The organism is Rhizobium sp. KNZ2-6A (assembly GCF_056755475.1).
This window is the reverse complement of sequence record NZ_JBNDIC010000011.1, coordinates 61,130-87,628: the sequence shown is the minus strand read 5'-3', so window position 1 is coordinate 87,628 and position 26,499 is coordinate 61,130. Positions and strand designations below refer to the sequence as shown.

Below are 26,499 nucleotides of genomic sequence, written 5' to 3'. Positions count from 1 at the left end.
TTATTCGCAATGCTGCGAAGGCTTGAAGATCAAGCTTCGTCTTCAGCGTTGCCGTCGGCTTCCGGATCGAAGAAGTCTTCCGGACGCAGGGCGTCTTCGTCAACGCCGTAGATGGCGTCGGCGGAGGTGAGGGTCTCGCCCTTGGACTGACGCTCGGCTTCTTCAGCGGAACGGGCAACGTTGAGCTCGACCTTGATTTCGACTTCGGCGTGAAGTCCGATCGCGACATCGTGCAGGCCGATGGCCTTGATCGGCGTGTTCATGTGAACCTGGCTGCGGCCGATGTTGAAGCCTTCGGCGGCGAGGATTTCGACGACGTCACGGGCAGCGACCGAGCCGTACAGCTGGCCGGTTTCGCCAGCCGAGCGAACGACGATGAAGGACTTGCCGCCGAGAACGTCGGCAACCTTCTGGGCTTCGCTCTTGCGCTCGAGGTTGCGGGCTTCGAGCGTTGCGCGCTCGGCTTCGAAACGAGCCTTGTTGGCGGCGTTGGCGCGCAGCGCCTTGCCGAGCGGCAGCAGGTAGTTACGGGCAAAGCCGTCGCGAACCTTGACGGTTTCGCCCATCTGGCCGAGCTTGGAGATGCGTTCGAGGAGAATGACTTCCATTTTCGTTGTTCCTTTCGATATCAGATTTTCGTGTCTTGTTTGGGTGTGTCGGCATCCTTGTTCGGGGTCAGCGATATCGCCTTGCGGATATCGTAGAGGCCAAGAACAAGAACGATGAAGAGCGGCAGCGTCAGCAGGAAGGACATCAGGTAGCAGATGATCAGCACGGGTATGCGCCAGTCCTTGCCGCGCGTCCGGTAATGCAGCGATGCAAAACCGGAAACGATGAAGCCCGCGCCGAAGGCACCGAGAACGGCGGCGGCGATGAGGCTGATCACGCCGCCGAAGAAGATAGCGACGATCGCCACGAGAAAGACGAAGATCGCGTTGCGGTTCATGCGCAGCGCCGAGGGAATGTCCTCGCGGGGACGCAGATTGCGGCTCGAAGCGGCGACGATGCGGGTCGCGACATAATAGGCGGCGAGCAGCATCATGACCCAGATCATGCCCCAGGCGACGGGGATCGCGTAGAGCATGAGGCTCTTGGTCTTCTGGATCGCCATGGGATCGAGCGGCAACGTCGGCTGCTGCTCGTTCACGGCCTTGACGTAGAGATCGACGACCTGGCCGACGAGATCGGCATTGTAGCCCATGACCGCGCCGGCGACGATGATGACGACGGCGGCAAGGCCGCATAGGTGCAGCATCATATCGGAGAGCGGATACCATGCCATCAGATTATCCGGTCCTCCGAGTTCGGAGGCGGGACGCGCCAGATTGGCAAGATGGCTGAGCCATGCCGGGATCAGCGCCAGCAGGACGACGAACAGGCCGAAATAGACCGATTGCGCGATCGTCCCGACCAACCCGGCAACGACGACGGCGGCGATGACGGCCATGTTGCCCCAGCCGAGGCCGACGATCAGGATCGGGAGAGCCGAAAGCGCGCCGAACAGGATGAACAGCAACGGCTGTACCGTCGCGCCATACACGAGTAGGGCGGCGGTCAGACCGGCGAGCGCGCCGATGCCAAGCTCTTTTGCGTTCAACTTTTTCACGTCGCTGTCCTGCTTCGTATCGAGCAGTTAGAGGATGCCTTCGGCACTCGGGCCTGAAAGCCGTCCCCAACATGGGGTTTCAAGGTTCCGATCCGCGCCCATCGCGGAAGGGAGAAGGGAAGGCAATGCTGCCTTCCCCTTGTTCATCCGGCGTCGGCTTTATTAAGCGACGACGTAGGGCAGCAGGCCGAGGAAGCGTGCACGCTTGATCGCCTGGGCGAGTTCGCGCTGCTTCTTCTGGGAAACGGCCGTGATGCGGGAAGGAACGATCTTGCCGCGCTCGGAAATGTAGCGCTGCAGGAGGCGAACGTCCTTGTAGTCGATGCGCGGCGCATTGGCACCCGAGAACGGGCAGGTCTTGCGGCGGCGATGGAACGGACGGCGGACCGGTGCGGAAGAAACTTCAGACATCTCTCAAATCTCCTTATACGCGGTCTTCGCGCGGACGGCGCGGACGGTCTTCGCGGTCACCACGATCCGGGCGCGGACCACGATCGCCGAAGCTGCGCTCCGGACGGTCGCCATCGCGGCGCGGACGGTCGTCACGGTCGCGCTTCTGCATCATGGCCGACGGGCCTTCTTCGTGCTTTTCGACAGCGATCGTCATGTAACGCAGGACGTCTTCGCTGATGCGCATCTGGCGTTCCATTTCCTGGATCGCAGCGGCCGGAGCATCGATATCAAGCAGGGCGTAATGAGCCTTGCGGTTCTTCTTGATGCGGTAGGTGAGGGACTTGAGGCCCCAGTTCTCGATACGCCCGACTTTACCGCCGTGAGCTTCGATGACACCCTTGTACTGTTCTACGAGGGCGTCGACCTGCTGAGCGGAAATATCCTGCCGGGCAAGGAATACATGTTCATAGAGAGCCATGGATAGCTTTGCCTTTCTTGCGTTGATCTGACCCGATATTCGGCGGCTAAGCCTCAACGACTGCTCCTGAGAGGGATAACCCCAAGCAAGAAAAGCGTTTCCGAGACGGTCGAGAGCGGAGACACGGGAGGCTGGAACGCTTCCGTTCCGAACGATTTCCCTATAGGAAAACCGGCCCTCCGTTCAGCCACCAGCCAGAAGACCGGGTTGCGAACAGGGCGGCTTATACGGATTTTTGCGCGAAAGGCAAGGGGAGCTGAGAAATTGTGCTGCTATTACCTTGCGTGCGTCGGGCTCTCCCATAGGATGAGAGACGATTGCAGCAATACGGACTGTTCATGCGCATCTTTCTCGTTCGGCACGGCGAATCCCTCGGCAACATCGACGACCGCGCCTATCGGCAGTTCGGCGATCACAATGTTCCGCTGACTGAGTGGGGGCATCGGCAGGTGCTGCAGGCAGCGCAAGCAATCGCCACCTATCTGAAGGGGCTGCCATCAGCCGAATTGCGCAAATTGAGCGTCTGGTATTCGCCCTTCCTGAGGACGCGCCAGAGCAAGGATGCCCTGATGGAGATCCTGCCGGCCGATCTGATCGAGGATGTCAGAGAGGATTATCTCCTGCGTGAGCAGGATTTCGGGCTCTTCACCGAAATCTACGACCATGCCGAACAGAAGCGGAAATTCCCCGACGAATTCGAGAAATGGGCCAGGCTGCGCAACAATAACGGCAAGTTCTATGCGCGTCCGCCGGATGGCGAGAGCCGCGCCGATGTCGCCCAGCGCGTGCGCCTCTTCCTGCAGACCGTCTTGCATGACGCCGAAAACGGCGGAAACAATGTCGTCATCGTCGGCCACGGCGTCACCAACAGGGCCTTCGAGATGAATTTCCTGCATCACCCGGTCGATTGGTTCGAGCGCTCGGACAATCCGGGGAACGCCGATGTCACCTTGATCGAGGGGCGGAGTTCGGAAGGCTATCGCTCGATCCTGCTGCACAAGTCCGTGGATCGGGTAAAGGGGCAGGAAGAGTTGCGCGAGGCCTATGGTTCGGAACTGACGATCGCGCCGAAGACCGCGCAGTAGATTACCTGCGCGGGATGATTTCCGCTTTCATGTCTCACATCGGCATCGGATATTTCCGGTGCACCTGCTCGATCTCGGCCAATGCCTCTTCCGGCAGCGTCACATAAGCTGAAGCGATATCGGTCTCGAGCTGCGGCATCGTCGTGGCGCCGATGATGACGGAGGCCATGAAGGGCTTGGTGAAGCAATAGGCAAGCGCCAGCTTGGACGGATCGATGCCGTATCTGGCGGCGATTTCGAGATAGGCCTTGACCGGCGGTTCCTGCAGCGGCTGCAGGCGACCGCCGATGTCAAGGTTGATCGAGCCGCGCGAGCCGGCCGGACGTGCGCCGCCGACATATTTGCCGCTGAGGATGCCGCCGGCGAGCGGCGAATAGGCGAGCAAGCCGACATCTTCATGATGCGACAGTTCTGCCAGGTCGAGGTCGAAGTGCCGGTACAGCAGGTTGTACTCGTTCTGCGTAGTGGCGACGCGCGGCAGGCTCTTCTGCTCGGAAATCGTCAGATATTTCTGGATGCCCCAGGTCGTCTCGTTCGACAAGCCGATGGCGCGGATCTTGCCGGCCTTTACCAGTTCGCCCATCGTCTCCAGAATGTCGGTGATATTCGCCACCACCTTTTCGCGATCCTGATTGAAGGGATTGTAGTGCCAGTTCTGACGGAAGTGAAAATGGCCACGGTTCGGCCAGTGAACCTGATAGAGGTCGATATAATCGGTCTTCAGCCGCTTCAGGCTGGCGTCGATCGCCGCGCGGATATTGGCGGCATCAGCGCCCTGTCCGCCGCGCAGGTACTCGCGGCCGGGGCCGGCAACCTTGGTGGCGAGCACAATATCCTTGCGCTTGCCGGTCTTCTCGAACCAGGTGCCGATGTATTCCTCCGTGCGACCTTGGGTTTCTGGTCCGACCGGGGTCGTCGGATACATTTCGGCGGTGTCGAAGAAATTGATGCCCTTCTGGACGGCATAGTCCATCTGCTCGTGCGCTTCGGCTTCGCTGTTCTGCGTGCCCCACGTCATCGTGCCCAGGCAAATCTGCGAAACGGAAATGTCGGTGCGGCCTAAATTCTTATATTTCATGGGAGAACCTTGGAGATGGGAGGACGCTGAAATGAAGAAGATCGCGAGAATTTAGGCGCGAACCGAGCGAGCGCAAGCAAAAAATCATTGCGTTTCGCAGGCGCAAAAGCCGTTGGCGAAAGGGCTTGCGCTATTGACTCCGGCGCAAACAATGTCAATGGGAAGCAAAACGACCCCCAAAAGGACGCTTTATCATGACTGTTGCTTTCACATTTCCCGGCCAGGGCAGCCAGGCCGTCGGCATGGGCAAGGACCTTGCCGACAATTTCGCCGAGGCGCGCGCCGTCTTCGAGGAAGTCGATGAAGCGCTCGGTGAAAAGCTCTCCGACGTCATCTTCAACGGCCCGGAAGACAAGCTGACACTGACGGCCAATGCGCAGCCGGCACTGATGGCCGTGTCGCTGGCCGTCATTCGCGTGCTGCAGGCTCGCGGCCTCGACCTGAAGAGCAAGGTCGCCTATGTTGCCGGCCATTCGCTCGGCGAATATTCCGCGCTCTGTGCCGCCGGCACCTTCTCGCTTGCCGATACCGCGCGTCTGCTGCGCATCCGTGGCAACGCCATGCAGGCGGCCGTGCCCGTCGGCGTCGGCGCCATGGCTGCGATCATCGGGCTTGAACACGCCGATGTCGCCGATGTTTGTGCCGAAGCCTCCGCGCTCGGCGCCTGTCAGATCGCCAACGACAATGGCGGCGGCCAGATCGTCATTTCCGGCGAGAAGGCACCGGTCGAGAAGGCTGCCGAGCTTGCGACCGCCAAGGGCGCCAAGCGCGCGATCCTGCTGCCGGTGTCCGCACCCTTCCATTCCGCCTTGATGGCCCCGGCGGCCGAAGCGATGCGAGAAGCGCTTGCTGGCGTCGCCAAGGCCAATCCGGTCGTGCCCGTCATCGCCAACGTCCGGGCCGCTCCGGTCACGGATGCGGAGGAGATCGCCAGGCTGCTGGTCGAACAGGTTACCGGTCAGGTACGCTGGCGCGAGACGGTGGAATGGTTCGCCGCTAACAATGTAACAACATTGTATGAAATTGGCGCCGGCAAGGTGCTGACGGGCCTCGCTCGTCGTATAGATAAATCGGTCAACGGCATTACCGTCAACAATGCCGTTGATATCGACACGGCGCTCGCCGCATTGCTCGGCTGATAGATTAAGGAACGAGGGACACCCATGCTTGATTTGACCGGCCGCAAGGCCCTGGTAACCGGCGCCTCCGGCGGCATCGGCGAAGAAATTGCCCGGCTCCTGCACAAGCAGGGCGCCATCGTCGGCCTGCACGGCACTCGCGTCGAAAAGCTCGAGGCGCTGGCCTCCGAACTCGGCGATCGCGTTAAGATCTTCCCGGCCAATCTCTCGGATCGCGACGAAGTGAAGGCGCTCGGCGCAAAGGCCGAAGAAGAGCTCGGCGGCGTCGATATCCTCGTCAACAATGCCGGCATCACCAAGGACGGCCTGTTCGTGCGCATGAGCGACGAGGACTGGGACGCCGTGCTGGAAGTCAACCTGACAGCCGTCTTCCGCCTGACCCGCGAGCTGACCCATCCGATGATGCGCCGCCGCTATGGCCGCATCATCAACATCACCTCCGTCGTCGGCGTGACCGGCAACCCCGGACAGGCGAACTACTGCGCCTCCAAGGCCGGCATGATCGGCTTCACCAAGTCGCTGGCGCAGGAAATCGCAAGCCGCAACGTCACGGTCAACTGCGTCGCCCCGGGCTTCATCGAAAGCGCCATGACGGGCAAGCTGAACGACAAGCAGAAGGAAGCCATCATGGGCGCCATTCCCATGAGGCGCATGGGCACCGGTGAGGAAGTTGCCTCGGCCGTCGCCTATCTTGCCTCCTCTGAAGCTAGCTACGTCACGGGCCAGACGATCCACGTCAACGGTGGTATGGCGATGATCTAAAGGGAATTGCTCATTGGAGGGAACTTTCCCTCCAATAGCATGTTGAGCAACCCGGAGCCGGCTATTTTCTGGCTTTGCGACGGACTTAAACCGTGTTAAGCGGGCCATGACTGTGAACAGTCATCCGGAAAATGCAGACGGACTGGGCCGCTTTAAAGGCGCCGGACCGGAACTCAATGCCGGGTTGAACGGGTTTGCCAGCGGCGTCAGGAGATGCTGCAGGTTTGAATTAGGGTAGGGATGTCATAAGGCATTCCGATCAGGACATAAGGTCGAGGAAACCGACATGAGCGATATCGCAGAACGCGTAAAGAAAATTGTTGTTGATCATCTTGGCGTTGACGCCGACAAGGTTGTTGAAAGCGCGAGCTTCATCGACGATCTGGGCGCGGACTCGCTCGACACGGTCGAACTGGTCATGGCCTTCGAAGAAGAATTCGGCGTTGAAATCCCCGACGACGCTGCTGACTCGATCCTGACGGTCGGCGACGCGGTAAAGTTCATTGAGAAGGCTCAGGCCTAATCTTTCGCGTTTTTGAAAGGGCGGGCTGAAGAGTCCGCCCTATTTCGTCCGTCGATGCCGGACGAAGCAATTTATACGCATATCAGCATAAAAAGACGGGGGTCTGCGGGCGATGAGACGTGTCGTTATCACGGGTACCGGCATGGTATCACCTTTGGGCTGTGGCACGGAGGTGTCTTGGTCACGCTTGATCGCCGGACATAACGGTGCGCGCCTCGTAACCGAATTTGAGGTCGAAGACCTCCCGGCAAAGATCGCCTGCCGCATTCCCGTTGGCGACGGCACCGATGGCACGTTCAACGCTGACGATTGGATGGAGCCGAAGGAACAGCGCAAGGTCGATCCCTTCATCATCTATGGCATGGCCGCCGCCGACATGGCGCTGGCCGATGCCAATTGGCACCCGGCAACGGATGAGGATCAGATCGCCACGGGCGTCATGATCGGCTCCGGCATCGGCGGCCTCGAAGGTATTGTCGAAGCCGGCTACACGCTGCGCGACAAGGGTCCGCGCCGCATCTCGCCTTTCTTCATCCCCGGTCGCCTCATCAATCTTGTTTCCGGCCAGGTCTCGATCCGCCACAAGCTGCGCGGCCCGAACCATGCCGTTGTGACCGCATGCTCCACCGGTGCGCACGCCATCGGCGATGCGGCTCGCCTGATCATGCTCGGCGATGCCGATGTCATGGTAGCAGGTGGTGCCGAAGCTCCGGTCTGCCGTATCTCGCTTGCTGGCTTTGCGGCCTGCAAGGCGCTGTCGACGGATTATAATGATACGCCGCAGAAGGCCTCGCGCCCCTATGATCGCGACCGTGACGGCTTCGTCATGGGCGAGGGCGCCGGCATCGTTGTCCTGGAAGAGCTGGAACACGCCAAGGCACGCGGCGCCAAGATCTACGCCGAAGTTGTGGGATACGGTCTTTCCGGTGACGCCCATCACATCACAGCACCGTCCGAGGATGGCGAGGGTGCATTCCGCTGCATGACCTCGGCGCTGAAGCGCGCTGGACTGACCCCGGCCGATGTCGACTACATCAATGCCCACGGCACATCGACCATGGCCGATACGATCGAGCTCGGCGCTGTCGAGCGGCTGGTCGGCAATGCCGCGTCGAAAATCTCGATGTCGTCCACCAAGTCGGCAACCGGTCATCTGCTCGGTGCTGCCGGCGCGATCGAGGCGATCTTCTCCACGCTCGCCATTCGCGACAACATCGCCCCGCCGACGCTCAACCTGGATAATCCGGAGCGCGAGACCGCTATCGATCTCGTTCCGCACAAAGCCCGCAAGCGCGAGATCAATGTCGCGCTGTCGAACTCCTTTGGCTTCGGCGGCACGAATGCGTCGCTTGTCCTGCGCCGCTATGAGGCATAATAACGGCGCGTAACGTCGAAGCGAGAGTGTTCGCGGCAAGCCTGCGCCCGCCCTGAATATTGCCGTGCGTCCGTCAACCGAGGATGTCTCGTGGCGATGTCTGATCGGTCGAAGTCGGGACGATGGGTTCCGCCTTATCTTCTGAACCTGTTTTTTGCCGCATTGCTTGGCCAAAGAGCAGGCAATCACAAAAAGGAAGGGATTGCCGGTGAGCGATACGAACCAGAGCAATGGAACTCCGAACGGGCAGAAAGGGCCGATTATCCCGAAATCGGCCAATGAAGCCCTGCGTCCGGAGCGTGTTCCGGATCCGCCGAAGCGCTCGCGCAAGGCTCGCAGCCAGATGGTCATCTTCCTGAACTTCCTGATGACGCTGGCCGTTTTCGTCGCTGTTGTCGCGGTCGGAGGTGCCTATTATGCGTTTTCGACCTATCAAAGCCCCGGCCCGCTGACGACCAATACGAATTTTATCGTGCGCAATGGCGCCGGCCTCAGCGAGATCGCCAATCGCCTGGAATCCAACAACATCATCACCAATGAGCGGATTTTCCGCTGGCTGACGGCCACCTATCTCCATGACGGCGAAACCCTTCGCGCCGGCGAATACGAGATCAAGGCCGGCGCCTCCATGAAGGACATCATGGAGCTGCTGAAGTCGGGCAAGTCGATCCTCTATTCGGTCACCCTGCCGGAGGGACTGACGGTGCGGCAGATGTTCAACAAGCTGCAGGCCGATGTCGTGCTGGAAGGCGATCTGCCGTCGGCCCTGCCGGCGGAAGGCAGCCTGCGGCCGGATACCTATAAGTTCACGCGCGGCACGAAGCGTGCTGAAATCATCCAGCAGATGGCGGCAGCGCAGACGAAGCTGGTCGACCAGGTCTGGGAAAAGCGTGACTCAAGCGTGCAGCTGGCAAGCAAGCAGGATTTCGTCACGCTCGCCTCCATCGTGGAGAAGGAGACGGGCCTTGCCGACGAGCGCGCCCATGTCGCCTCCGTCTTCCTGAACCGCCTCGGCAAGGGCATGCGCCTGCAGTCGGATCCGACCGTCATCTATGGTCTCTTCGGCGGCGAAGGAAAGCCGTCAGATCGCCCGATCTATCAGTCCGATCTGAAGAAGGACACGCCTTACAACACCTATCTCGTCAAGGGTCTGCCGCCGACGCCGATCGCAAATCCGGGCAAGGATGCCCTGGAAGCCGTCGCCAACCCCTGGAAGTCGCAGGATCTCTATTTCGTTGCCGACGGCACCGGCGGCCATGTCTTCGCCGCCACGCTGGATGAGCACAATGCCAATGTCCGGCGCTGGCGCAAGCTCGTTGCCGAAAAAGGCGAAGATCCCAACGCCATTGCCGTGGACGGCCAGCCGGACGACGCTTCTGTCGCCCCTGGCTCGGGTGCCCAGCAGAAGAAAAAGACCAACTGATCCTTGCCGCGCCGTAGCCTCCATAAGAAGCACGGAGCGGATTCACTTTACATCGACCCATAATGCGAAGATTTTCGGCGGATTGGGGACAGGAACTATCGGAGGCTTGCATGGTATTGCAGTCGATGACCGGCTTTGCCCGGCGTGAGGGAACCAGCGGTCGCGGTCGCTGGGCATGGGAGCTGCGCTCCGTGAACGGCAAGGGGTTGGATATTCGCCTGCGCCTGCCGCCGGGCCTGGAGCGCCTGGAGGCCGATATCCGCAAGTCGATCGTCGACCGGCTCTCTCGTGGCAACCTGCAGGTCAGCCTGTCACTGTCGGTCGAGGAGAGCCGCGTCGAGGTCGTCGTGAACCAGGAAGCGTTGACGGCGGTCCTAACGCTGCGCGATCAGCTTGCCGGCATCGTCGATCCCGCGCCGCTGCGGCTCGAGAGCCTGATGACCGTGCGCGGTCTCGTGGAATTCAAGGAAGCCGCGGAAGATGAAGCGGCGCTTGCCGCGCGCGATGCCGATATCATGTCGGGGCTCGAAACGGCGCTTGGCGATCTGCGTAACATGCGTCGGCAGGAAGGCGAGGCGCTTGCCAGGGTCCTGCTTGGCCAGGTCGCAACCATCGAGGCGCTGGCATCGACCGTCGAGCGCGATCCATCCCGCTCGCCGCAGGAGATTGCCGCGAAACTGGCAGCGCAGGTTTCGATGCTATTGGAAGGCTCGTCGGGCCTCGACCGCGACAGGCTGCATGCCGAAGCCGCCCTTCTTGCGACCAAGGCGGATTTGCGCGAGGAAATCGATCGCCTGAAGGCGCATGTGGCCGCTGCGCGCGATCTTATTTCCAAGGGTGGCCCTGTCGGCCGCAAACTCGATTTTCTTGCACAGGAATTTAACCGGGAATCGAATACTATCTGTTCGAAGTCGAATGCGGCGGCGGTTACCGCCGCCGGCATCGAACTGAAGGTGGTTATCGACCAGTTCCGCGAACAGGTCCAGAATTTGGAGTAGGCCATGAAGCCGGCGACATCCACATCCATTCCGATCGCCCGCCGGGGGCTGATGCTTGCCATCTCCTCGCCCTCAGGCGCGGGCAAGTCGACGATCGCGCGAACCTTGCTCGATAAGGACAAGCAGGTGAGCCTTTCGGTCAGCGTCACGACCCGGCAGCGCCGGCCGAGCGAAATCGAAGGCGTGCATTATCATTTCGTTTCGCAGCGTGAGTTCGAGCGCCTTCGCGATTCCGACTCGCTGCTGGAATGGGCCGAGGTGCACGGCAATTTCTACGGCACGCCGCGTGAACCTGTGGAGACGGCGATGGCCGAGGGCCGCGACATGCTTTTCGATATCGATTGGCAGGGCGCCCAGCAGCTTCAGGAAAAGATGCCGGCCGATGTCGTATCCATCTTCGTGCTGCCGCCGACGATGACCGAGCTGCAGTCACGCCTGCATCGCCGCGCGGAAGATTCCGAAGAGGTGATCGCCATGCGTCTCGCCAATTCGCGCGCCGAGATCGCTCACTGGCGAGAATATGATTATGTCATCGTCAATGACGACCTGAACATCGCTTTCGATGCCGTCCAGTCGATCGTCAAGGCCGAACGCCTGCGCCGCGACCGCCGGCATGGAATGTTCGATTTCGTTCGGGACTTGCTGGAAGAGACGCCGAAGCTCTGATCCCGATCAGAAGCTCTGATCCTGATCTGACGCTCCGATCCAATCAAAGGCAATTCGCCAATCGGCAGAACTCTTCAACGGAAAGCGTTTCGGCACGGCGCTGCGGATCAATCTCCGCCTTCAGCAAAAGCGCCTCGCCGCCGATCGGCTTCAGGCTCTGGCGCAGCATCTTCCGACGCTGGCCGAAGGCCGCCTGCGTCACCTTTTCCAGTTTTCCGACATCACACGGGATCGGGTTCTCCCTCGGCGTGAGATGCACGACTGAAGACGTTACCTTTGGCGGTGGCGTGAAGGCCTGTGGAGGCACGTCGAAGGCCATGCGAGCCTCCGTCCGCCAGCCGCAGAGCACGCCGAGCCGGCCATAGTGGTCATCATCTTCCCGCGCAACAATCCGCTGGCCGACTTCCTTCTGAAACATCAAGGTCAGGGATTGCCAGAAGGGCGGCCACTGCGCCGGCAGGAGCCAGTTGACCAGAAGCTGGGTGCCGACGTTATAAGGCAGGTTGGCGATGATCTTGACAGGGCCTTCGGGCGCAAGAGCCGCAAAATCGGTCTTCAGCGCATCGCCCTCGATCACCTCAAGCCTGCCGGGATAATGATCCGAGATTTCCGCCAGCGCCGGCAGGCAGCGTGCATCGCGCTCGACGGCGATGACCTTGGCAGCGCCGAGCGCCAGGATGGCGCGCGTCAGGCCACCCGGTCCGGGGCCGACTTCGAAGACGGTTACACCTTCCAGCGATCCAGCCGTTCTGGCGACCTTCTGCGTCAGGTTGAGGTCGAGAAGAAAGTTCTGGCCGAGCGCCTTGCGCGCGTCGAGGCCATGACGCTGGATCACATCGCGAAGGGGTGGCAAACCATCGAGTGCGGCCATCAGCGAGCGCTTCCAGTCTTGCCGCTGATTTCGCTTGCCAATCTGAGGGCTGCGACAAGGCTGTCTTCCCTAGCAATGCCTTTGCCGGCGATACCGAATGCCGTGCCGTGGTCCGGAGAAGTGCGGACAAAGGGTAAGCCAAGCGTGACATTGACGGAATCGTCGAAGCCGAGTGCCTTGGCCGGGATCAGCGCCTGATCGTGATACATGCAGATAGCGACGTCATAGCGCCGCCGGGCCCCGTCATGGAACATCGTATCGGCGGGCAGGGGGCCGAAAGCGTCGATGCCGTCGCCGCGAAGGATATCGATCGCGGGACGGACGATCTCATCATCTTCCTTGCCGAGCGCGCCATTTTCGCCGGCATGTGGATTGAGGCCCGCAACCGCAAGGCGTGGCTTGGAAATGCCGAAGCGGTGACGCAGGTCATGGTCGGTGATCCGGCAGGTCTCTACGATCAGCTCGCAGGTCAGCGCCTGCGGCACATCCTTCAGGGGAATATGAATGGTGACCGGGATGGCGCGGAGCTTCGGACCGGCGAGCAGCATGACCGGCATGACCGGTTTTCCGGTTGCGCGCGTCGCGAGGTCCGCGAGGAATTCCGTATGGCCTGGAAAGCCGAAGCCGGCGTCATAGAGCACCGATTTGGCAATCGGATTGGTGACGACAGCGGATGTCTGGCCGCTCATGCTCAGCGACACGGCCGTTTCTATGGCAGCAATCGTGCCTTTGGCGGTGGCGACATGCGGTTCGCCGGCAATGACGCCCATTCCAGCCTCGATCGGCAACACCGGCAGCGCATCCCGGAAGATGCCGCAAGCGGTCGCCGGGTCGGCCGTCTTCAGGGGCACGGTCAAGCCGAGCTGCGAAGCACGCGCCGCAAGAATGCCTGCGTCGCCGAGAAACAGGAAGGGGGGTAGGTCGAGCTCGCCGCGGCGCAGCCAGGCGGCGAGCGTGATGTCGGGGCCTATGCCAGCCGGATCCCCCTGCGTGAGCGCAAGGGGGAGTGAGAAGCGCGGCGGCATCGTCAATCAGCGATAGACGATCTGCGCCTTGGAGCGCAGTTCATCCACGTATTTCTTGTCGTTGGCGCTGACGCCTCCAGCCTTATCCTTGCCGATATCTTCAGCGCGGAACACGGCGGCGGCGGCGACGTCATCGTTCACCTGACGCTGGGAGCAGATGGCGACATATTCGACGCCTCGGTCGGTTATGATAGGAGCGGTCGTGTTGCCGGAAGCCTTCTCCAGCATCGGCTTCCACATTTCCGGAACTTCCGGTGCGAGCACCCGGCCAAGATCCTGAACGGAGACATCGTGCATGGTCGCGGCGAAGACCTTTGCCTGGTCACAGCCGGGGAACTTGGAACGCGATGCTTCGGCCTCGGCCTTGCGCTGATTCAGGATGGCGTTCCGCTTTGCGGTCGGTACGACGAAAACGATCTGCTTCAGGAAATATTCCGTCGTGACCGGCTTCGTCTTGTTCTCGGTCATGCGCGTTACGAGATCGTCGTTCGACATGCGGCTTCTCGCGCCGAAGCGCGCGTTGACAACGCGAGGCCAGCTCATGGAAACGGCGATATAGGACTTGAAGTGGTCGACACCGACCCCGGCCTTGTCAAGGATCTGACTGAGCTGAGCCGGCGACATCTTGTTGCTGGAAGCGAAACGTCCAAAGGCGGCGTCGACATCAGTCGTCGAAACGGACATGCGCAGGCGGGAGATTTCCGAGCGCTTCAGCGTCTCATCGACAAGTTGTTCCTTGGCGACCTTGCTGAGGTCGCCCTTCTGGCGCTGCAGCTTGAGGAAAGCGACGCGCTTGGCAATGTCGCCGGATGTGATCACTTGACTGTTGACGAGGACTTTCACCTCGCTGGCCGCGAAAGCGACATCGCTGCTCGGCACGGTGAAGCTCGCCATAACCAAAGCCGCTGCTCCGAACAGTAAAGCACGCATCGGTGTCTTTCCAGAAAACATCAACTACCCCTTCCCAAAGGTCTTTCCTGCCGGCCTTGCGCTATATCGGCGCGCCTTGGCGCAATACGGCAAATTCGCGCCACATGTCTACATCAAGCGCGATGAATTGCAAAATCCTTGCGGCGAAACAATGACACCGCGAATAGCGGGCCGTCTCAACGCAAAAGAGCCGGCGATGAAGCCGGCTCTCTGCAGTTTCGATTCATATCAGAATGTTGCGTCCTGGACGCTGCCAAGGTTGACATCGCCCAACGTACGGAAGGTCAGGCGAGCGCCGATCGACCAATTGCTGGCCGAGCTGGCTGTCGTATCCTTCTTGTCGAGGAATGACACGGTGAAGATCGTGCATTCGTCCTCGTAGGAAAGACCGACGCCCTGGCGAGTGATCTCATTGCTGTTGAGATCGTAGCTGACCGTGCCGAAGACGGACCAGTATTCCTTGAACCTGATCTGCGCGCGCGACTGGATTTCATCCTGATTGCTGGTGAAACCATATTGCGGCTGTGCGGAAATATGCGTGTAGATCAAGGACGTCTGGAATACATCGTTCGCGAAGCCGACGGATGTATCGCCGCGGCGGAAGGCGAAGTCCTTCTCGTCGAAGCGATAGGAAGTCGACAGCGAAATACCCTGCGGCGTCGTCAAGCCGAACATGGTGACATAGTCGGAGCGAGTCGTTTCAAGTCCCGAATCCGACCCGACGCCGGCCAGATCGTCCGTCGCAAACGAGTTGCGTCCCGCGAGCTGATAGGACTGCCCGAAGATATGCTGGAGCTTGTAACCGCTGTCGAAGCTAGCCGTGTAGCGCCAACCGACATTGGCGCGTGTGCCACCTTCGATGCGATCGAAGCCGGAGAACTTGTCACGATCGAAGAGGTTCGTTGCATCGAAAACGAAGCTCTGTGCATCTTCGTTCGGCAACCGGCCGGCAAGCTGCTCGTCCGGCCGCACATAGATCTGGGCGATCGGCTCGAACACATGCGTGCTGTTGCTTGTCGTGATCAGGAACGGGTACTTGGCTTCCAGCCCGCCCGTGACCATGCCACGGGCGGCATAGTCGCTGGTGTCGTAATTGCCGGGATAGCTGAACGATGCGCCGAAGGAGTTGGGCGAGTTCATATCCAGACCATAGACGTCACCGCGCGCCGCCGCCAATGGCGTCAGCACAAGGCCTTCATCGGTCGTAAAGGTACGCTGCCACTGCAGTTCTGTGCTGAAGCGCGTATAGCTGCCGGAGAGGCCGAGGAAACGGTCATTCAAGTTGGCATCGCCAAGATTGAATACGTTGTCGAGTGCGGATGTCTTCTCACGCGACAGGTGCGTGAAGTTCATCGTTGCCGACAGCTCGCCCCCGTAAACCGACTTCGGGTCGACATAGTGATAGTCGATGCTCGGATAGACATATGCCTGCTGCTTTTGTGCCGTGGCATTATTATCTGTATCCTGCACGTTATAGTAGAAGGCGCGCATATCGAAGAAATTGCGCTTTCCGATACCTGTCAGATAGGCTTGGTTTGTATGGGTGCTCTGGTTGAGCCCGTCCAGTCCATAGGTGCGCGAGAAATTGTTATCGCTTTGCGCCATGACATCCCAGCCGAAAGTCCAGCGAGGATTGATCCTGAAATCGGCCTTGGAATTGATCATGCCGCGAGTTTTGTTCTCGGCATCAGTCGTACCGGCGGCGAAGGAGTCCGGATTCATCTGACTGATCCCGGCAACCCGCAGAATATGCGTGCCATTCTCGAAACGCTGGCGGAATTCCCCCTCGAGCAACAGCCCCTGGTTGCTAAAGCCTGTGGCGGTGACTGTCGCATCCATGCTCGGCGAGATAACGTAGTAGTAAGGAACCCTTACACCAACGCCGAGACGCTCCGAGACGCTCACCGACGGAAACAGGAAGCCGGACTTCCGCTTGACCGTATTGTCCGGGACCTCGATCCACGGAACATAGGCGATCGGCTGGCCGAACAATTCGAAGCGGGCATGTTCCAGGCGCACGGTATGCGTGACGCCGTTCTGGACGACGCGCTGGGCCTTGACCTGCCACAGCGGCGCCCGGCCTTGCTCGGAGCAGGCCATGCAAGCGGTGTAAACGCCTTTCGTCAGAATCAGCTGGTTGCCGCCGACCCGCTCGCCCTTTTCGGCGACCATGCGGGTATTATCTGGCATTTCGATGCGCAGGGCGTTGACGAAGCCGTCGGAGAAGCTGTCGGTGACGTCCATTTTGTCACCGTACATGCGATTGCCGTCCGGGGTGATCAGCTCGACATTGCCGAGAGCTGTCATTCGCCCGGATTTCTGATTATACTCGACCTTCTGGGCAACCATTTTGTAGTTGCCATAGTTGATCTGGACCGCACCGCTTGCGGTGACGATCTGCGTATCCTTGTTGTAGACCAATTCGTTGGACGAAAGGACCAGCTTTGCGCCTTCCGGCACCTTCACCTTGATAGGCGAGGTAACAGTGCCGGCGCCATTATTATTGTTGCTGGCCTGGGCGTAAACCACGGCCGGGCTCATAACATATGCGCATGCAGCCGTGCCCGTAACGAGGGCAGCCACAATCTTTTTAATACTCTCGCGGTTGCCTGCCGCCACTTAGCCGTCCTCCTGATGAAGCAGGATCGTTGCTCCGAATGCCAATGCGACGATCACGGGTATCCATGTCGCCACGTAGGGAGGAACCACTCCGCTGCTCCCGAATGCCTTTACAAGCACGGTGACAACATAAAGCACGAAGCCGGAGAGGATTCCACCCAGAATCACGGAGCGCGATTGGTTGAATCTACTGAATTTTAGAGACACGGTTGCTGCAATCAACGTCATCGCTATGAGAAGGAATGGTTGTGATAGCAGCGAATGAAACTGTGTCTCAAGTGCGTTGGTCGATATGCCGAAGGAGCGCGCGATCTTTATTCGATTAGAAAGATCATAAAAAGCAATGGTTTCCGGCTGCGCCAGACGCTGCGAAACGAAATCCTGTTTCAGATTCGTACGAACCTGTACCGAACTCTGATGATCCGGTATTTCGCCCGGCCGCCGCTGGACGACATTGTTAAGAAGCCAGTAACCATCTTCCAATTTTGCCGACTGCGCGTCCTGCCGCAGGACGATATTTCCCTGTGAATCGAAGTGGATAAAGACGACGCCCATCAGCGTCGTTCCATTGTCCAGAATGGCCTTGGCGCCGATGATCGTATCGTCCTTGCCATTCGATTGACGCAGCCACGGAACCGAAAGCTTGTTGTGATAGGAAGGGTCGCCGCGCAAGTCCGCTTCCATCGTTTCCGCCTGGCGCTGCCCCCATGCGGCGACCGGATTGAGGGCGAGCATGGTCAGCAATCCCACAAAAAAGGCGCCCACGACGAACGGCGTCATGAACTGCCAGACAGAGATGCCGGCCGCGCGTGCAATAACCAGTTCGCGACGACGATTGAGCGCGATCAACACCGTCATACCGACGAAGAGCGCGATGAACGGCACCGTCTGCTGCAGAATGAACGGCAATCGAACTGCTGTCATCACCAGGCCGAGCGAGACCGTATAGCCGGGCAGCCCGGCCAGCCGGCCGGCGGTTTCGCTGAAGTCGACGAGATAGACGATCGAGATGACGCCCAGGAAGAACCAGAACGTCGTCACGATGTAACGCGTGAAGAAATAACGCCCGAGCGTGCCGAAAATCATGCGCCGCTCCCATTGGAGCCGCCGCCCGGCGCCGCCGGCATGCGATCCTGAATCCGTTGCCGCCAGTTGCCGAGGCGGTTTCGGATCGATGCCGGCATCGACATTTTCCGGTTACGCATCAGCAGCGCGATCGCGATAGCGGCGGCGATGATGTTGATGGCGTAAAGAATGCCGACGAAGCGAGGCGAATTGTCGATCTGGTTGGACGCATAGAAATCGGCCCAGCGCAGCGCGAAGGCTATCGTCAAGGCCGACACCATCGGGTGCAGCCGCGCCTCGCGATGCGAGCGGGCATCGCCGGCAATCACCAGGGATATAAGCGCGAATATCGCGGGTAGGGCCCATTCGTTGAGGCGGCGATGCAACTCGGCCTGATAGCTGCCTGGCCGTGTCTTGTAATCCGGATCGTTCGGATCCGGATTGAACAGGAAGCCGAGGCTGCGATCGCTGGCGCGCAGGTTCGCCTGACCGCGGCTCTGCGTCATGTCGGAGAGGTCGAAGGAATAGGAATCGAACTTGATGACCGAGACGTTGCCGTCGGCCGTCTTGCGATGCACCTCGCCATCTTTCATCAGCAGCGACGTACCGCTCGGATCGACGGCGCCTTCCTTCGCATAATAGATGAGATCGAAGGCGGGATCGCGGGAATCGACCACGAACAGCCCCTTGAGGATGCGCCCCGACATGCGCTGCGAAATCTGGACGTAGAGCCCGTCTTCGATGCGCCGGAAATTCTTCTCTTCGATCACGGTGGACAGAAGGTCGGCATAGGCCTCGGCCACCATCTGGCGCGCGGCGACGCGCGCCCTCGGCTCGACCATATTGTCGACGAAGAAGGAAAACGCGCTGATGGCGATGGCGAGAATCATGATCGGACGGATGATGATGCTGCGTTTCGCGCCTGCCGCCTCCATGACGGTGAGCTCCGAATCGCTGTTCATCGCCGTCAGCGTCTGCGTGATCCCGATGACCAATGCGAAGGGCAGGACGATCGGGATAATTGTCGGCAGAATGAGCGTCGCAAGCTTTGCAAACGAGCCCATCGACTGGCCGCTATCCGTCACCAGATTGATGCGCTGCAGCACCTGGGTCGTCCAGATAATGGCGAGCACCGGCAGCAGCGCTACCAGGAACATCATACCGACACGCCGTACGATATATGTCTCGAATAACTTCATGCCGGCCCTTAAACGCAACAGCTGCCGTGCGAGCCGGCAGAGATTCACCCTCATCTACGCTGTTTAAGTTTTTTTGGCGACAACCAACTCGAAAAAAATCGTTAATTTTCCGAGATTCTTTTGTCGTGTGTCGTTTGGGATAATGCCATCAGCGCGGCGAATATGACAAGCGATGAGAGCCAGCCGAGCACGGCATCGGAGAGGTAATGTCCGCCAAACGCCACCCGAAGCGCGGGAATGAGGATCGAAACCACTGCGATCGGCAGGGCGGCCGCCGATCGGTATGGCTGCGGGATGATGAAGATCAAACAGAACAGCCAGCCGGCAGCCGCTGCTTCGCCAGAGATGAACGAGCAGTTGCTGACGCATTTGCCGGCGAAGGATCCCGCATGGACGAAATCGAGCGTGCCGCCGAAGAGGTCGGTCTGCCTCGGGCGCGGGCGCCCCGAAAAGGCCTTCAGCCAGAGATTGACGATCAGCACCGGGCCGATTAGCAGCGACCCGAGCGCGATCTTCAGATTGCACGCCCGCAGCCTGTTGAAGGTCGCTCCGTGATGTTGCCAGCACTGGAACAGCATCCAGGCGAGAATGGCGGCTACGATGTAGGGGAGCTGGAAGAATATCTCCCGCAACAGCCGCATATGCGTGTCGGCATTATAGGGGAAGATGCCGCATATCTGATCCAGGCGCGTGCTTGTCAGACACTGCTGCGGCAGGAAAAACATGTTCGCGACGGCGAGATCGATTTGTGGAAAAACCGAGAAGAGGCCAAGCAGTCCCCACCAGAGACAGAAGAGGCCGATAAAGGCATCACCCGCGGTGCGCGGTCGCAGAATCTCGGGGAAGTGGTCTTCACGATTGAAACTGTTGAAATCTATGATCAAGACGGCTTTCCGGCAAAAGATCGGGCCACCCAGAGGACGGCTCAAAACACCATTGCGTGCAGCCTAGCTGCTCTAAATGACAGGGATTTGAAGCCACGGAACGGGCTTCTTTAGCGAATGCTTTGCCAAACGCTTGTGTTCCCTAGGCAAACCTAGAATGATGGTTGTGCAAAATTCTTCTATCAAGACGCATGTTTATCGGAGCAGAAATGTCTGTGAAATTCGAGATTTCCTTCGCCAAGTCGGCTCGCCTCAGCGGCGGTCTGGCCATTCTCCTGAAAGGCACGGACAGTGAGCTGCCGGCGGGCGCTGAGAGCGCCGATCCGGCCAACGTTTTCGCTAGGGCCGCGCCCGTGGCCGGCTTCAAGAGTAAGATGTTGAGCGCTTTGGATATCATCGCTCCCGAGGCCTCGCCCGTCGATCGGATCATCGTCATCGGTACCGGTAAGGCCAGGGGCCTGGCTGCGCATGATTGGCTGAGGCTTGGTGGCGGTGCCGCGGCGAAAATCCGCAACGTCGAGAAAGTCACCGTCTTCCTGGACGCGCCGGCAATCGAGGTCGGAGCCAAGGAAGCCGCCGATTTTGCCCTGGGCATGCTCCTGCGCGCCTATAGTTTCGATACATACAAGACGAAGAAGGGCGACGATGACGAAAAGAACGGCTCCCGCAAGGCGGTGAAGGTCACGATCATCACCCAGGAGGCCGCGGCCGCCAAGAAACTTTATGTCACTTCCGAAGCAGTCGCGGGCGGCGTCATCCTTGCGCGCGATCTCGTCAACGAGCCGCCGAATGTCCTCGGCCCCGTGGAATTCGCTGCTAAGGCCAAGGAGCTGGAGAAGCTTGGTGTCGAGATCGACATCCTGACGGAGCGCGAGATGCGCCGGTTCGGCATGGCCGCTCTGCTGGGCGTCGCGCAAGGTTCTGCCCGGCCGCCGCGCCTGGTGGTCATGCAATGGAAGGGCGGTAAGGCGAAGGAGAAGCCGGTCGCCTTCATCGGCAAGGGCGTCGTCTTCGATACCGGCGGCATTTCCATCAAACCCGCCGCCGGCATGGAAGAAATGAAGGGCGATATGGGCGGGGCGGCGGCCGTCACCGGCCTCATGCACACGCTTGCCGCCCGTGAGGCCAAGGTCAACGCCATCGGCGTCATTGGCCTGGTCGAGAATATGCCCGACGGCAATGCGCAGCGCCCGGGCGATATCGTCACCTCCATGTCCGGCCAGACGATCGAAATCATCAACACGGATGCCGAGGGCCGGCTCGTCCTCTGCGATGCGCTCTGGTACACGAACGACCGCTTCAAGCCGCAGTTCATGATCAACCTGGCGACCCTGACCGGCGCCATCCTGGTCGCGCTCGGCAACCTGCAGGCCGGCCTGTTCTGCAACGACGACAAGCTGGCGGAAGAGCTGACCGCAGCCGGCCTTGTGACCGACGAGCGCCTGTGGCGCATGCCGCTCGGCAAGGATTACGACAAGATGATCGACAGCAAGTTCGCCGATATGAAGAACACCGGCGGCCGCCACGCCGGCTCGATCACCGCCGCGCAGTTCCTCAAGCGTTTCGTCGGTGAAACGCCGTGGGCGCATCTCGATATCGCCGGCACGGCGATGGGCTCGGTCCAGGACGAGATCAACCAGTCCTGGGGCTCCGGCTTCGGCGTGCGCCTGCTCGATCAGCTGGTCCGCGCCAACTACGAATCGTGACCAGCCGGATTTTGTAAGATAGAAGGGACGGCATGACCGACGTTCTCTTCTATCACCTGACGGAATCGAAGCTCGAAGACGCCCTGCCACCGTTGATCGACAAGAGTGTCGAGCGCGGCTGGCAGGTTGCCGTGCAGATGCGCGAGCCGGCGCGACGCGATCTCCTCGATTCGCATCTGTGGACCTATCGCGAAGACAGTTTCGTGCCGCATGGCACGGACGAAGGCGAGATGGTCGACAGGCAACCGGTGCTTCTGACCGTCTCTTCCGACAACCTCAATAACGCGACGGTGCGCTTTTTCATCGATGGCGCCGAGGCTACGGATGTCGGAACGTACCAGCGTGTCGTGCTGATGTTCGACGGCTATGATCAGGAGCAGCTGGAAAGTGCGCGCGCGCAATGGAAGCGGCTGAAAGGCGAGGGACATAACCTCACCTATTGGCAGCAGACGCAGGATGGCCGATGGGAAAAGAAGGCTTAGGAAAACTGCGCAGCGGTTTCAGAGATCTTGTGGAAAGCTGAACCGCCCTAGTCGCCTTCCTCCGCTAGGATCTTCTGGATGAAGTCCTTCTTGGCGGCGGTATAGGCTGCGCGATCATTGGCATATTTTGCCGCAAGCTCGACCTTCAAGGCCTCATAGGCATGCGCAAGATCTGGATGCTTGCGCATTCGGTCCCGGAAGAGGATGAACTGGCGCCAATTCAAGCCGCCATGCTCGACCACATGCACCAGGTGCGTGCGGGTATCCCCTTGGATATCACGACCGAAAATATGATCGTCCGGAACGATATTGCTGCCGGCATAGACATAACCGATCGATGCCATCGGCTCGATGCAGGCAAGACCATCCTCGAAGCGTCGAACACCGACGGCGATGTCGATGATGGGCTTGGCCTTAATTTCGGGAATGGAGGTGCTGCCGAAATGCTGCACCTCGACTGCGAGGTCTCCGAGAGCGCTGCGAATCGCAGCTTCCTCTAGCAAATAGGCCTCGCGCCAGCTCTGGTTCGGCTCCGCGAGCTTGACTGATTTATTGCCGACGCCGAGGCCGAAGGGTTGTACATTTTCCGTTGCCATCGGCAACTCCCCGATGAAGATAATGCGCCACGCTAGCATGTTGCGGGGCGCGTTGTCTCCATCGGGTAAAGCCCATCAATCGTAAAATGCTTCGACGAATTTGCGCTTGCCGAGCATGAAGGCATCGGCGACGTGGCGCAGCGGCGAAACATCGACATCGGACGTGCCGGCTTTGACGATCTCGGCAAAGCGGCGATAGAGCGAGGGATATTCGGTTTCAGGCGCGGAGAACTTCAGCTCGCCATTGACCGAAAGCTTGGAGCCGCCTTCGGAGAGAACCATCTGGCCCGCATCCGTCTCGGCGATGATATCCCAGCTCTGCTTGCCGGTCTGACGCCAGTCGAATTCGGCATGGACGGGAAGGCCCTGACCGCTCTTGAACTGCAGGTCGGCGGCAATCGGGGAATCCCGGTTTTCCGGGAATTCGAGCGTCGCGCCGGTGAGGAAAAGCGGTGGCAGGATGTGGGTCACGATCGACAGCGCATTGATGCCGGGGTCGAAGACGCCGAGGCCGCCCGCCTGCCAGATCCATTCCTGGTTCGGATGCCAATGGCGGACGTCTTCCTTCCAGATCACGTGAGCGCTGTGGATAGTCGTGCCCGCGAGGAAGGTCTTTGCCGCCTCCACGGCCGGAGCATAGCGCGAATGCCAGCTGGCAAAGAGCGAAACACCCTTGGCCTTTGCGAGGTTTTCGAGATCGGCAACTTCGCTCAGCGTCGCGCCCGGCGGCTTTTCAAGAAAAACGTGCTTGCCGGCCAAAAGTGCCTTGTAGGCGGCTTCATAGCGATACTGCGGCGGCATGCAGAGCGATACCGCATCGATCGCCGGTACGGCATCGAGCATGGCTTCGATGGTCGTAAAGGACTGGATGCCTTCAACGGTACCATGGCGGCTTGCCGTCGCGATCAGTTTGAGATCCGCGTTGTTCGCAATGGAGGGAAGGTGCTGGTCGCGGACGATCTTGCCGACACCGACGATAGCGAGGTTGATGGGGGACATGGACGTCTCTCGATTAGTATGATTATTGATGCGATCTTTAGCAGAATGCCGCATGTGGGCAAGGGCGGCAAACCGCAAATGCAGCGACTCTACCCAATGTACGAACGTTGTACCCAGCCGTCATCACGCTTGGAAAACCCGCGCCGGCTCTTGATTCACCGTTTGAAATCGGCACTCTAGCTCCGTGCAGCCAAAAGAGCTTCGGAAAGAATCGCTGCGGGGGGAAATCATGAAAGCATTACTCGGCTTCAGCCGATTCGTTGACTATGTGACCGAGATCATTGGAAAATCGGTCTCATGGCTCATTCTGGTCGCTGTTTTGGTCAGCGCTGGAAATGCCATCGTGCGCAAGGTCTTCAATACCTCGTCCAATGCATGGCTGGAAGCGCAATGGTATCTGTTCGGCGCAGCTTTCATGCTCGCCGCCGCCTATACGCTCCGCCAGAACGAACATATCCGGATCGATATTGTCTACGGCTCCTTGCCGCGCCGGGTGCAGCACTGGATCGACCTGCTCGGCCATTGTCTGTTCCTTATGCCCTTCGCACTCCTGATGGTCTATGACCTCGTGCCCTATGTCCGCACCTCCTTCCTGTCGGGGGAGGTTTCCTCCAGCGCCGGCGGCCTGATCATCTGGCCTGGCAAAGCGCTGCTGCTGGTCGGCTTCTTCCTGCTGGCATTGCAGGGGATCTCCGAGATCATCAAGAAGATCGCGGTCATGCGCGGCGATATGGACGATCCAACCCCCCATGTGCCGACACATGCGCCCCTTGATGTCGAAACGCCGGCAGGGGAGGCGCGCTGATGATCGAATTCATTGCCGTGAACATGGCGCCGATCATGTTCGCCTCGCTGATCATTTTCCTGCTTCTGGGCTATCCCGTCGCCTTCGCGCTCGCCGCCAACGGGCTGCTGTTCTTCTGGATCGGCGTCGAGCTCGCCCCTTATTCGGGCGGCACCATCAATCTCTCCTGGCCGCTTCTCAACGCCCTTCCGGATCGCTTCTGGGGCGTCATGTCCAACGATACGCTGCTGGCAATCCCGTTCTTCACCTTCATGGGCATCGTGCTGGAGCGATCCGGCATGGCCGAGGACCTGCTCGACACGATCGGCCAGCTTTTCGGGCCGATCCGTGGTGGTCTCGCCTATGCGGTGATTTTCGTCGGTGCGCTGCTCGCCGCCACCACCGGCGTCGTTGCGGCTTCCGTTATCGCCATGGGGCTGATCTCGCTGCCAATCATGCTGCGCTATGGCTATGACCGGCGGGTCGCCTCCGGCGTCATCGCCGCCTCCGGCACGCTGGCGCAGATCATTCCGCCGTCGCTTGTCTTGATCGTCCTTGCCGACCAGCTCGGCCGTTCGGTCGGTGACATGTATGCCGGCGCACTCATTCCCGGCCTGGTGCTGACCGGCCTCTACATGGCCTATGTATTGATTATGTCGATCATCCGGCCGAACTCTATGCCGGCACTGCCGAAGGAGGCCCGTTCGCTCGGCTCCGGCGTCACGTCGCTTTTCATCGCACTCTTGATCTGCGCCGGCGTGGCCTATGCCGCGCATGTCTATCTGACGCCAAGCTACGGCGAGAATGCCGATATTCTCGGCGCAACGGTCGGCGTTGCCTTCATCTATGCGGTTGCGGTTCTGGACAAGGGGATGAAAATCAACCTGATGTCCCGCCTGGCGCAGCAGGTCATCATCGTCCTCATCCCGCCGCTCGCTCTGATCTTTCTGGTTCTCGGCACGATCTTCCTCGGCATCGCGACGCCGACGGAAGGCGGCGCGATGGGGGCGGTCGGCGCGCTCGCGATGGCTGCGGCCAAAGGCAGGCTGAACATTGAGGTCATCCGCTCGGCGCTGACCTCCACGACGCGGCTTTCGGCCTTCGTGCTGTTCATCCTGATCGGCTCGCGTGTCTTTTCGCTGACCTTCTACGGCGTCAACGGCCATGTCTGGGTCGAGCATCTGCTGGTGTCGCTGCCTGGTGGCGAAGTCGGTTTCCTGATTGCCGTTAACGCGCTCGTCTTCTTTCTGGCCTTCTTCCTGGATTTCTTCGAGCTCGCCTTCATCATCGTGCCGCTGCTGGCGCCTGCAGCCGACAAGCTCGGCATCGACCTGATCTGGTTCGGCGTGCTCCTCGGCGTCAATATGCAGACGAGCTTCATGCATCCGCCCTTCGGCTTCGCGCTGTTCTATCTCCGCTCGGTGGCCGCGCGCGTGCCCTATCTCGACAGGGTGACGGGCAAGCAGATCGCACCCGTCACGACAGGGCAGATCTATTGGGGCTCGGTGCCTTTCGTCGGCATCCAGGTCCTGATGGTGGCGCTGACCATCATGTTCCCGCAGATGGTCATGCACTACAAGGGCGCGGGCGCTGCGGTCGATCCGAACACGATCAAGATCGAGGTTCCCGGTTTCGGTGCGCCCGGCCAGGACAATGGCAACGGCCTGCCGGGTCTGCAGCTCCCGGGCGGCAATCCGCTTGACGGTAAGCCGGCCGACCAGGGCGGCGGACAGCAAAAACCGCCCGCCAACGATCTCAGCCAGCCGCCGTCTTTCAATTGAGCGCGATAACCTTCATCGTTTGTCTTGATTGG

The 26,499-nt window shown here is 60.0% G+C and carries 26 protein-coding genes; 12 read left to right on the top strand and 14 right to left on the bottom strand.

The genetic code is table 11. The annotated features are described in order from the left end of the window. Positions 1–29 precede the first annotated feature (29 nt). The 4 genes from rplI to rpsF all read right to left on the bottom strand — a co-directional run bounded on the left by rplI (position 30) and on the right by rpsF (position 2,477). On the bottom strand, positions 30–608 hold the full coding sequence (gene rplI, locus ACPYOP_RS10230; protein WP_481410272.1) for a 50S ribosomal protein L9: 579 nt from the start codon (positions 606–608) through the stop codon (positions 30–32). 20 nt (positions 609–628) lie between these two features. After that, complete coding sequence (locus ACPYOP_RS10225) at positions 629–1,606, bottom strand: DUF2232 domain-containing protein (RefSeq protein ID WP_481410271.1); 978 nt, start codon at positions 1,604–1,606, stop codon at positions 629–631. Positions 1,607–1,768: 162 nt separating this feature from the next. Next, on the bottom strand, positions 1,769–2,017 hold the full coding sequence (gene rpsR, locus ACPYOP_RS10220; protein WP_004122103.1) for a 30S ribosomal protein S18: 249 nt from the start codon (positions 2,015–2,017) through the stop codon (positions 1,769–1,771). A gap of 13 nt (positions 2,018–2,030) precedes the next feature. Beyond that, the gene (gene rpsF / locus ACPYOP_RS10215; protein WP_481410270.1) at positions 2,031–2,477 is read right to left on the bottom strand and encodes a 30S ribosomal protein S6; all 447 of its coding nucleotides are present in this window, start codon (positions 2,475–2,477) and stop codon (positions 2,031–2,033) included. 338 nt (positions 2,478–2,815) lie between these two features. On the opposite strand from rpsF, the gene ACPYOP_RS10210 reads away from it, so the two are divergent. Beyond that, on the top strand, positions 2,816–3,562 hold the full coding sequence (locus ACPYOP_RS10210) for a histidine phosphatase family protein (RefSeq protein WP_481410269.1): 747 nt from the start codon (positions 2,816–2,818) through the stop codon (positions 3,560–3,562). Positions 3,563–3,596: 34 nt separating this feature from the next. Here ACPYOP_RS10210 and ACPYOP_RS10205 read toward each other — a convergent pair whose 3' ends face one another. Further along, positions 3,597–4,640: an aldo/keto reductase gene (locus ACPYOP_RS10205; protein WP_481410268.1), complete on the bottom strand. Its 1,044-nt coding sequence runs from the start codon at positions 4,638–4,640 to the stop codon at positions 3,597–3,599. Between the two features lie 194 nt (positions 4,641–4,834). Between ACPYOP_RS10205 and fabD the strand changes: the two genes are divergently transcribed. The 7 genes from fabD to gmk all read left to right on the top strand — a co-directional run bounded on the left by fabD (position 4,835) and on the right by gmk (position 11,526). Then, on the top strand, positions 4,835–5,779 hold the full coding sequence (gene fabD / locus ACPYOP_RS10200) for an ACP S-malonyltransferase (RefSeq protein ID WP_481410267.1): 945 nt from the start codon (positions 4,835–4,837) through the stop codon (positions 5,777–5,779). 24 nt (positions 5,780–5,803) lie between these two features. Continuing rightward, positions 5,804–6,541 (top strand): 3-oxoacyl-[acyl-carrier-protein] reductase, encoded by a 738-nt coding sequence (fabG, locus tag ACPYOP_RS10195; RefSeq protein ID WP_481410266.1) that lies wholly within the window; start codon positions 5,804–5,806, stop codon positions 6,539–6,541. 286 nt (positions 6,542–6,827) lie between these two features. Further along, complete coding sequence (locus tag ACPYOP_RS10190) at positions 6,828–7,064, top strand: acyl carrier protein (RefSeq protein WP_004122114.1); 237 nt, start codon at positions 6,828–6,830, stop codon at positions 7,062–7,064. Between the two features lie 112 nt (positions 7,065–7,176). Then, positions 7,177–8,439, top strand: coding sequence for a beta-ketoacyl-ACP synthase II (gene fabF, locus ACPYOP_RS10185; RefSeq protein ID WP_481410265.1), 1,263 nt, complete (start codon positions 7,177–7,179; stop codon positions 8,437–8,439). A gap of 208 nt (positions 8,440–8,647) precedes the next feature. Continuing rightward, positions 8,648–9,862, top strand: coding sequence for an endolytic transglycosylase MltG (gene mltG / locus ACPYOP_RS10180; RefSeq protein ID WP_481410264.1), 1,215 nt, complete (start codon positions 8,648–8,650; stop codon positions 9,860–9,862). A gap of 110 nt (positions 9,863–9,972) precedes the next feature. Further along, positions 9,973–10,860: a YicC/YloC family endoribonuclease gene (locus ACPYOP_RS10175; RefSeq protein WP_481410263.1), complete on the top strand. Its 888-nt coding sequence runs from the start codon at positions 9,973–9,975 to the stop codon at positions 10,858–10,860. A gap of 3 nt (positions 10,861–10,863) precedes the next feature. Beyond that, positions 10,864–11,526 carry a guanylate kinase gene (gene gmk, locus ACPYOP_RS10170; RefSeq protein WP_092710558.1) on the top strand — a complete coding sequence of 221 codons (663 nt, stop codon included), beginning with the start codon at positions 10,864–10,866 and terminating at the stop codon, positions 11,524–11,526. A 43-nt stretch (positions 11,527–11,569) separates the two neighbouring features. Here gmk and rsmA read toward each other — a convergent pair whose 3' ends face one another. The 7 genes from rsmA to ACPYOP_RS10135 form a co-directional block, all read right to left on the bottom strand. Next, entirely contained in the window at positions 11,570–12,397 is an 828-nt protein-coding gene (rsmA, locus tag ACPYOP_RS10165; protein WP_481410262.1) for a 16S rRNA (adenine(1518)-N(6)/adenine(1519)-N(6))-dimethyltransferase RsmA, read from the bottom strand. After that, positions 12,397–13,422 (bottom strand): 4-hydroxythreonine-4-phosphate dehydrogenase PdxA, encoded by a 1,026-nt coding sequence (gene pdxA / locus ACPYOP_RS10160; protein WP_481410261.1) that lies wholly within the window; start codon positions 13,420–13,422, stop codon positions 12,397–12,399. The genes rsmA and pdxA overlap by 1 nt, the downstream gene beginning before the upstream one ends. Before the next feature lie 6 nt (positions 13,423–13,428). Further along, positions 13,429–14,373, bottom strand: coding sequence for a SurA N-terminal domain-containing protein (locus ACPYOP_RS10155; protein WP_481410260.1), 945 nt, complete (start codon positions 14,371–14,373; stop codon positions 13,429–13,431). A gap of 207 nt (positions 14,374–14,580) precedes the next feature. Beyond that, positions 14,581–16,971 carry an LPS-assembly protein LptD gene (locus ACPYOP_RS10150; RefSeq protein ID WP_481410259.1) on the bottom strand — a complete coding sequence of 797 codons (2,391 nt, stop codon included), beginning with the start codon at positions 16,969–16,971 and terminating at the stop codon, positions 14,581–14,583. Then, entirely contained in the window at positions 16,972–18,057 is a 1,086-nt protein-coding gene (gene lptG / locus ACPYOP_RS10145) for an LPS export ABC transporter permease LptG (protein ID WP_481410258.1), read from the bottom strand. It lies immediately after the preceding gene. Continuing rightward, positions 18,054–19,235 (bottom strand): LptF/LptG family permease, encoded by a 1,182-nt coding sequence (locus tag ACPYOP_RS10140; RefSeq protein ID WP_481410257.1) that lies wholly within the window; start codon positions 19,233–19,235, stop codon positions 18,054–18,056. Before ACPYOP_RS10140 ends, lptG begins: the two co-directional genes overlap by 4 nt. A 101-nt stretch (positions 19,236–19,336) precedes the next feature. Further along, a complete protein-coding gene (locus ACPYOP_RS10135) occupies positions 19,337–20,119 on the bottom strand; it encodes a phosphatase PAP2 family protein (protein WP_481410256.1) in 783 nt (260 codons plus the stop codon). A gap of 209 nt (positions 20,120–20,328) precedes the next feature. On the opposite strand from ACPYOP_RS10135, the gene ACPYOP_RS10130 reads away from it, so the two are divergent. Together ACPYOP_RS10130 and ACPYOP_RS10125 are read left to right on the top strand one after the other, a co-directional pair. Continuing rightward, a complete protein-coding gene (locus tag ACPYOP_RS10130; RefSeq protein ID WP_481410255.1) occupies positions 20,329–21,825 on the top strand; it encodes a leucyl aminopeptidase in 1,497 nt (498 codons plus the stop codon). Positions 21,826–21,857: 32 nt separating this feature from the next. After that, positions 21,858–22,307, top strand: a complete 450-nt coding sequence (locus ACPYOP_RS10125) for a DNA polymerase III subunit chi (protein ID WP_481410254.1) — start codon at positions 21,858–21,860, stop codon at positions 22,305–22,307. A 47-nt stretch (positions 22,308–22,354) separates the two neighbouring features. On the opposite strand, the gene ACPYOP_RS10120 is transcribed toward ACPYOP_RS10125, so the two are convergent. Beyond that, positions 22,355–22,903 carry a GrpB family protein gene (locus ACPYOP_RS10120; RefSeq protein ID WP_481410253.1) on the bottom strand — a complete coding sequence of 183 codons (549 nt, stop codon included), beginning with the start codon at positions 22,901–22,903 and terminating at the stop codon, positions 22,355–22,357. Between the two features lie 75 nt (positions 22,904–22,978). Further along, the gene (locus tag ACPYOP_RS10115; RefSeq protein WP_481410252.1) at positions 22,979–23,902 is read right to left on the bottom strand and encodes a Gfo/Idh/MocA family protein; all 924 of its coding nucleotides are present in this window, start codon (positions 23,900–23,902) and stop codon (positions 22,979–22,981) included. 229 nt (positions 23,903–24,131) lie between these two features. On the opposite strand from ACPYOP_RS10115, the gene ACPYOP_RS10110 reads away from it, so the two are divergent. Both ACPYOP_RS10110 and ACPYOP_RS10105 read left to right on the top strand, forming a co-directional pair. Further along, positions 24,132–24,707, top strand: a complete 576-nt coding sequence (locus ACPYOP_RS10110) for a TRAP transporter small permease subunit (protein WP_481410251.1) — start codon at positions 24,132–24,134, stop codon at positions 24,705–24,707. After that, a complete protein-coding gene (locus tag ACPYOP_RS10105; protein WP_481410250.1) occupies positions 24,707–26,467 on the top strand; it encodes a TRAP transporter large permease in 1,761 nt (586 codons plus the stop codon). Before ACPYOP_RS10110 ends, ACPYOP_RS10105 begins: the two co-directional genes overlap by 1 nt. Positions 26,468–26,499 lie beyond the last annotated feature (32 nt).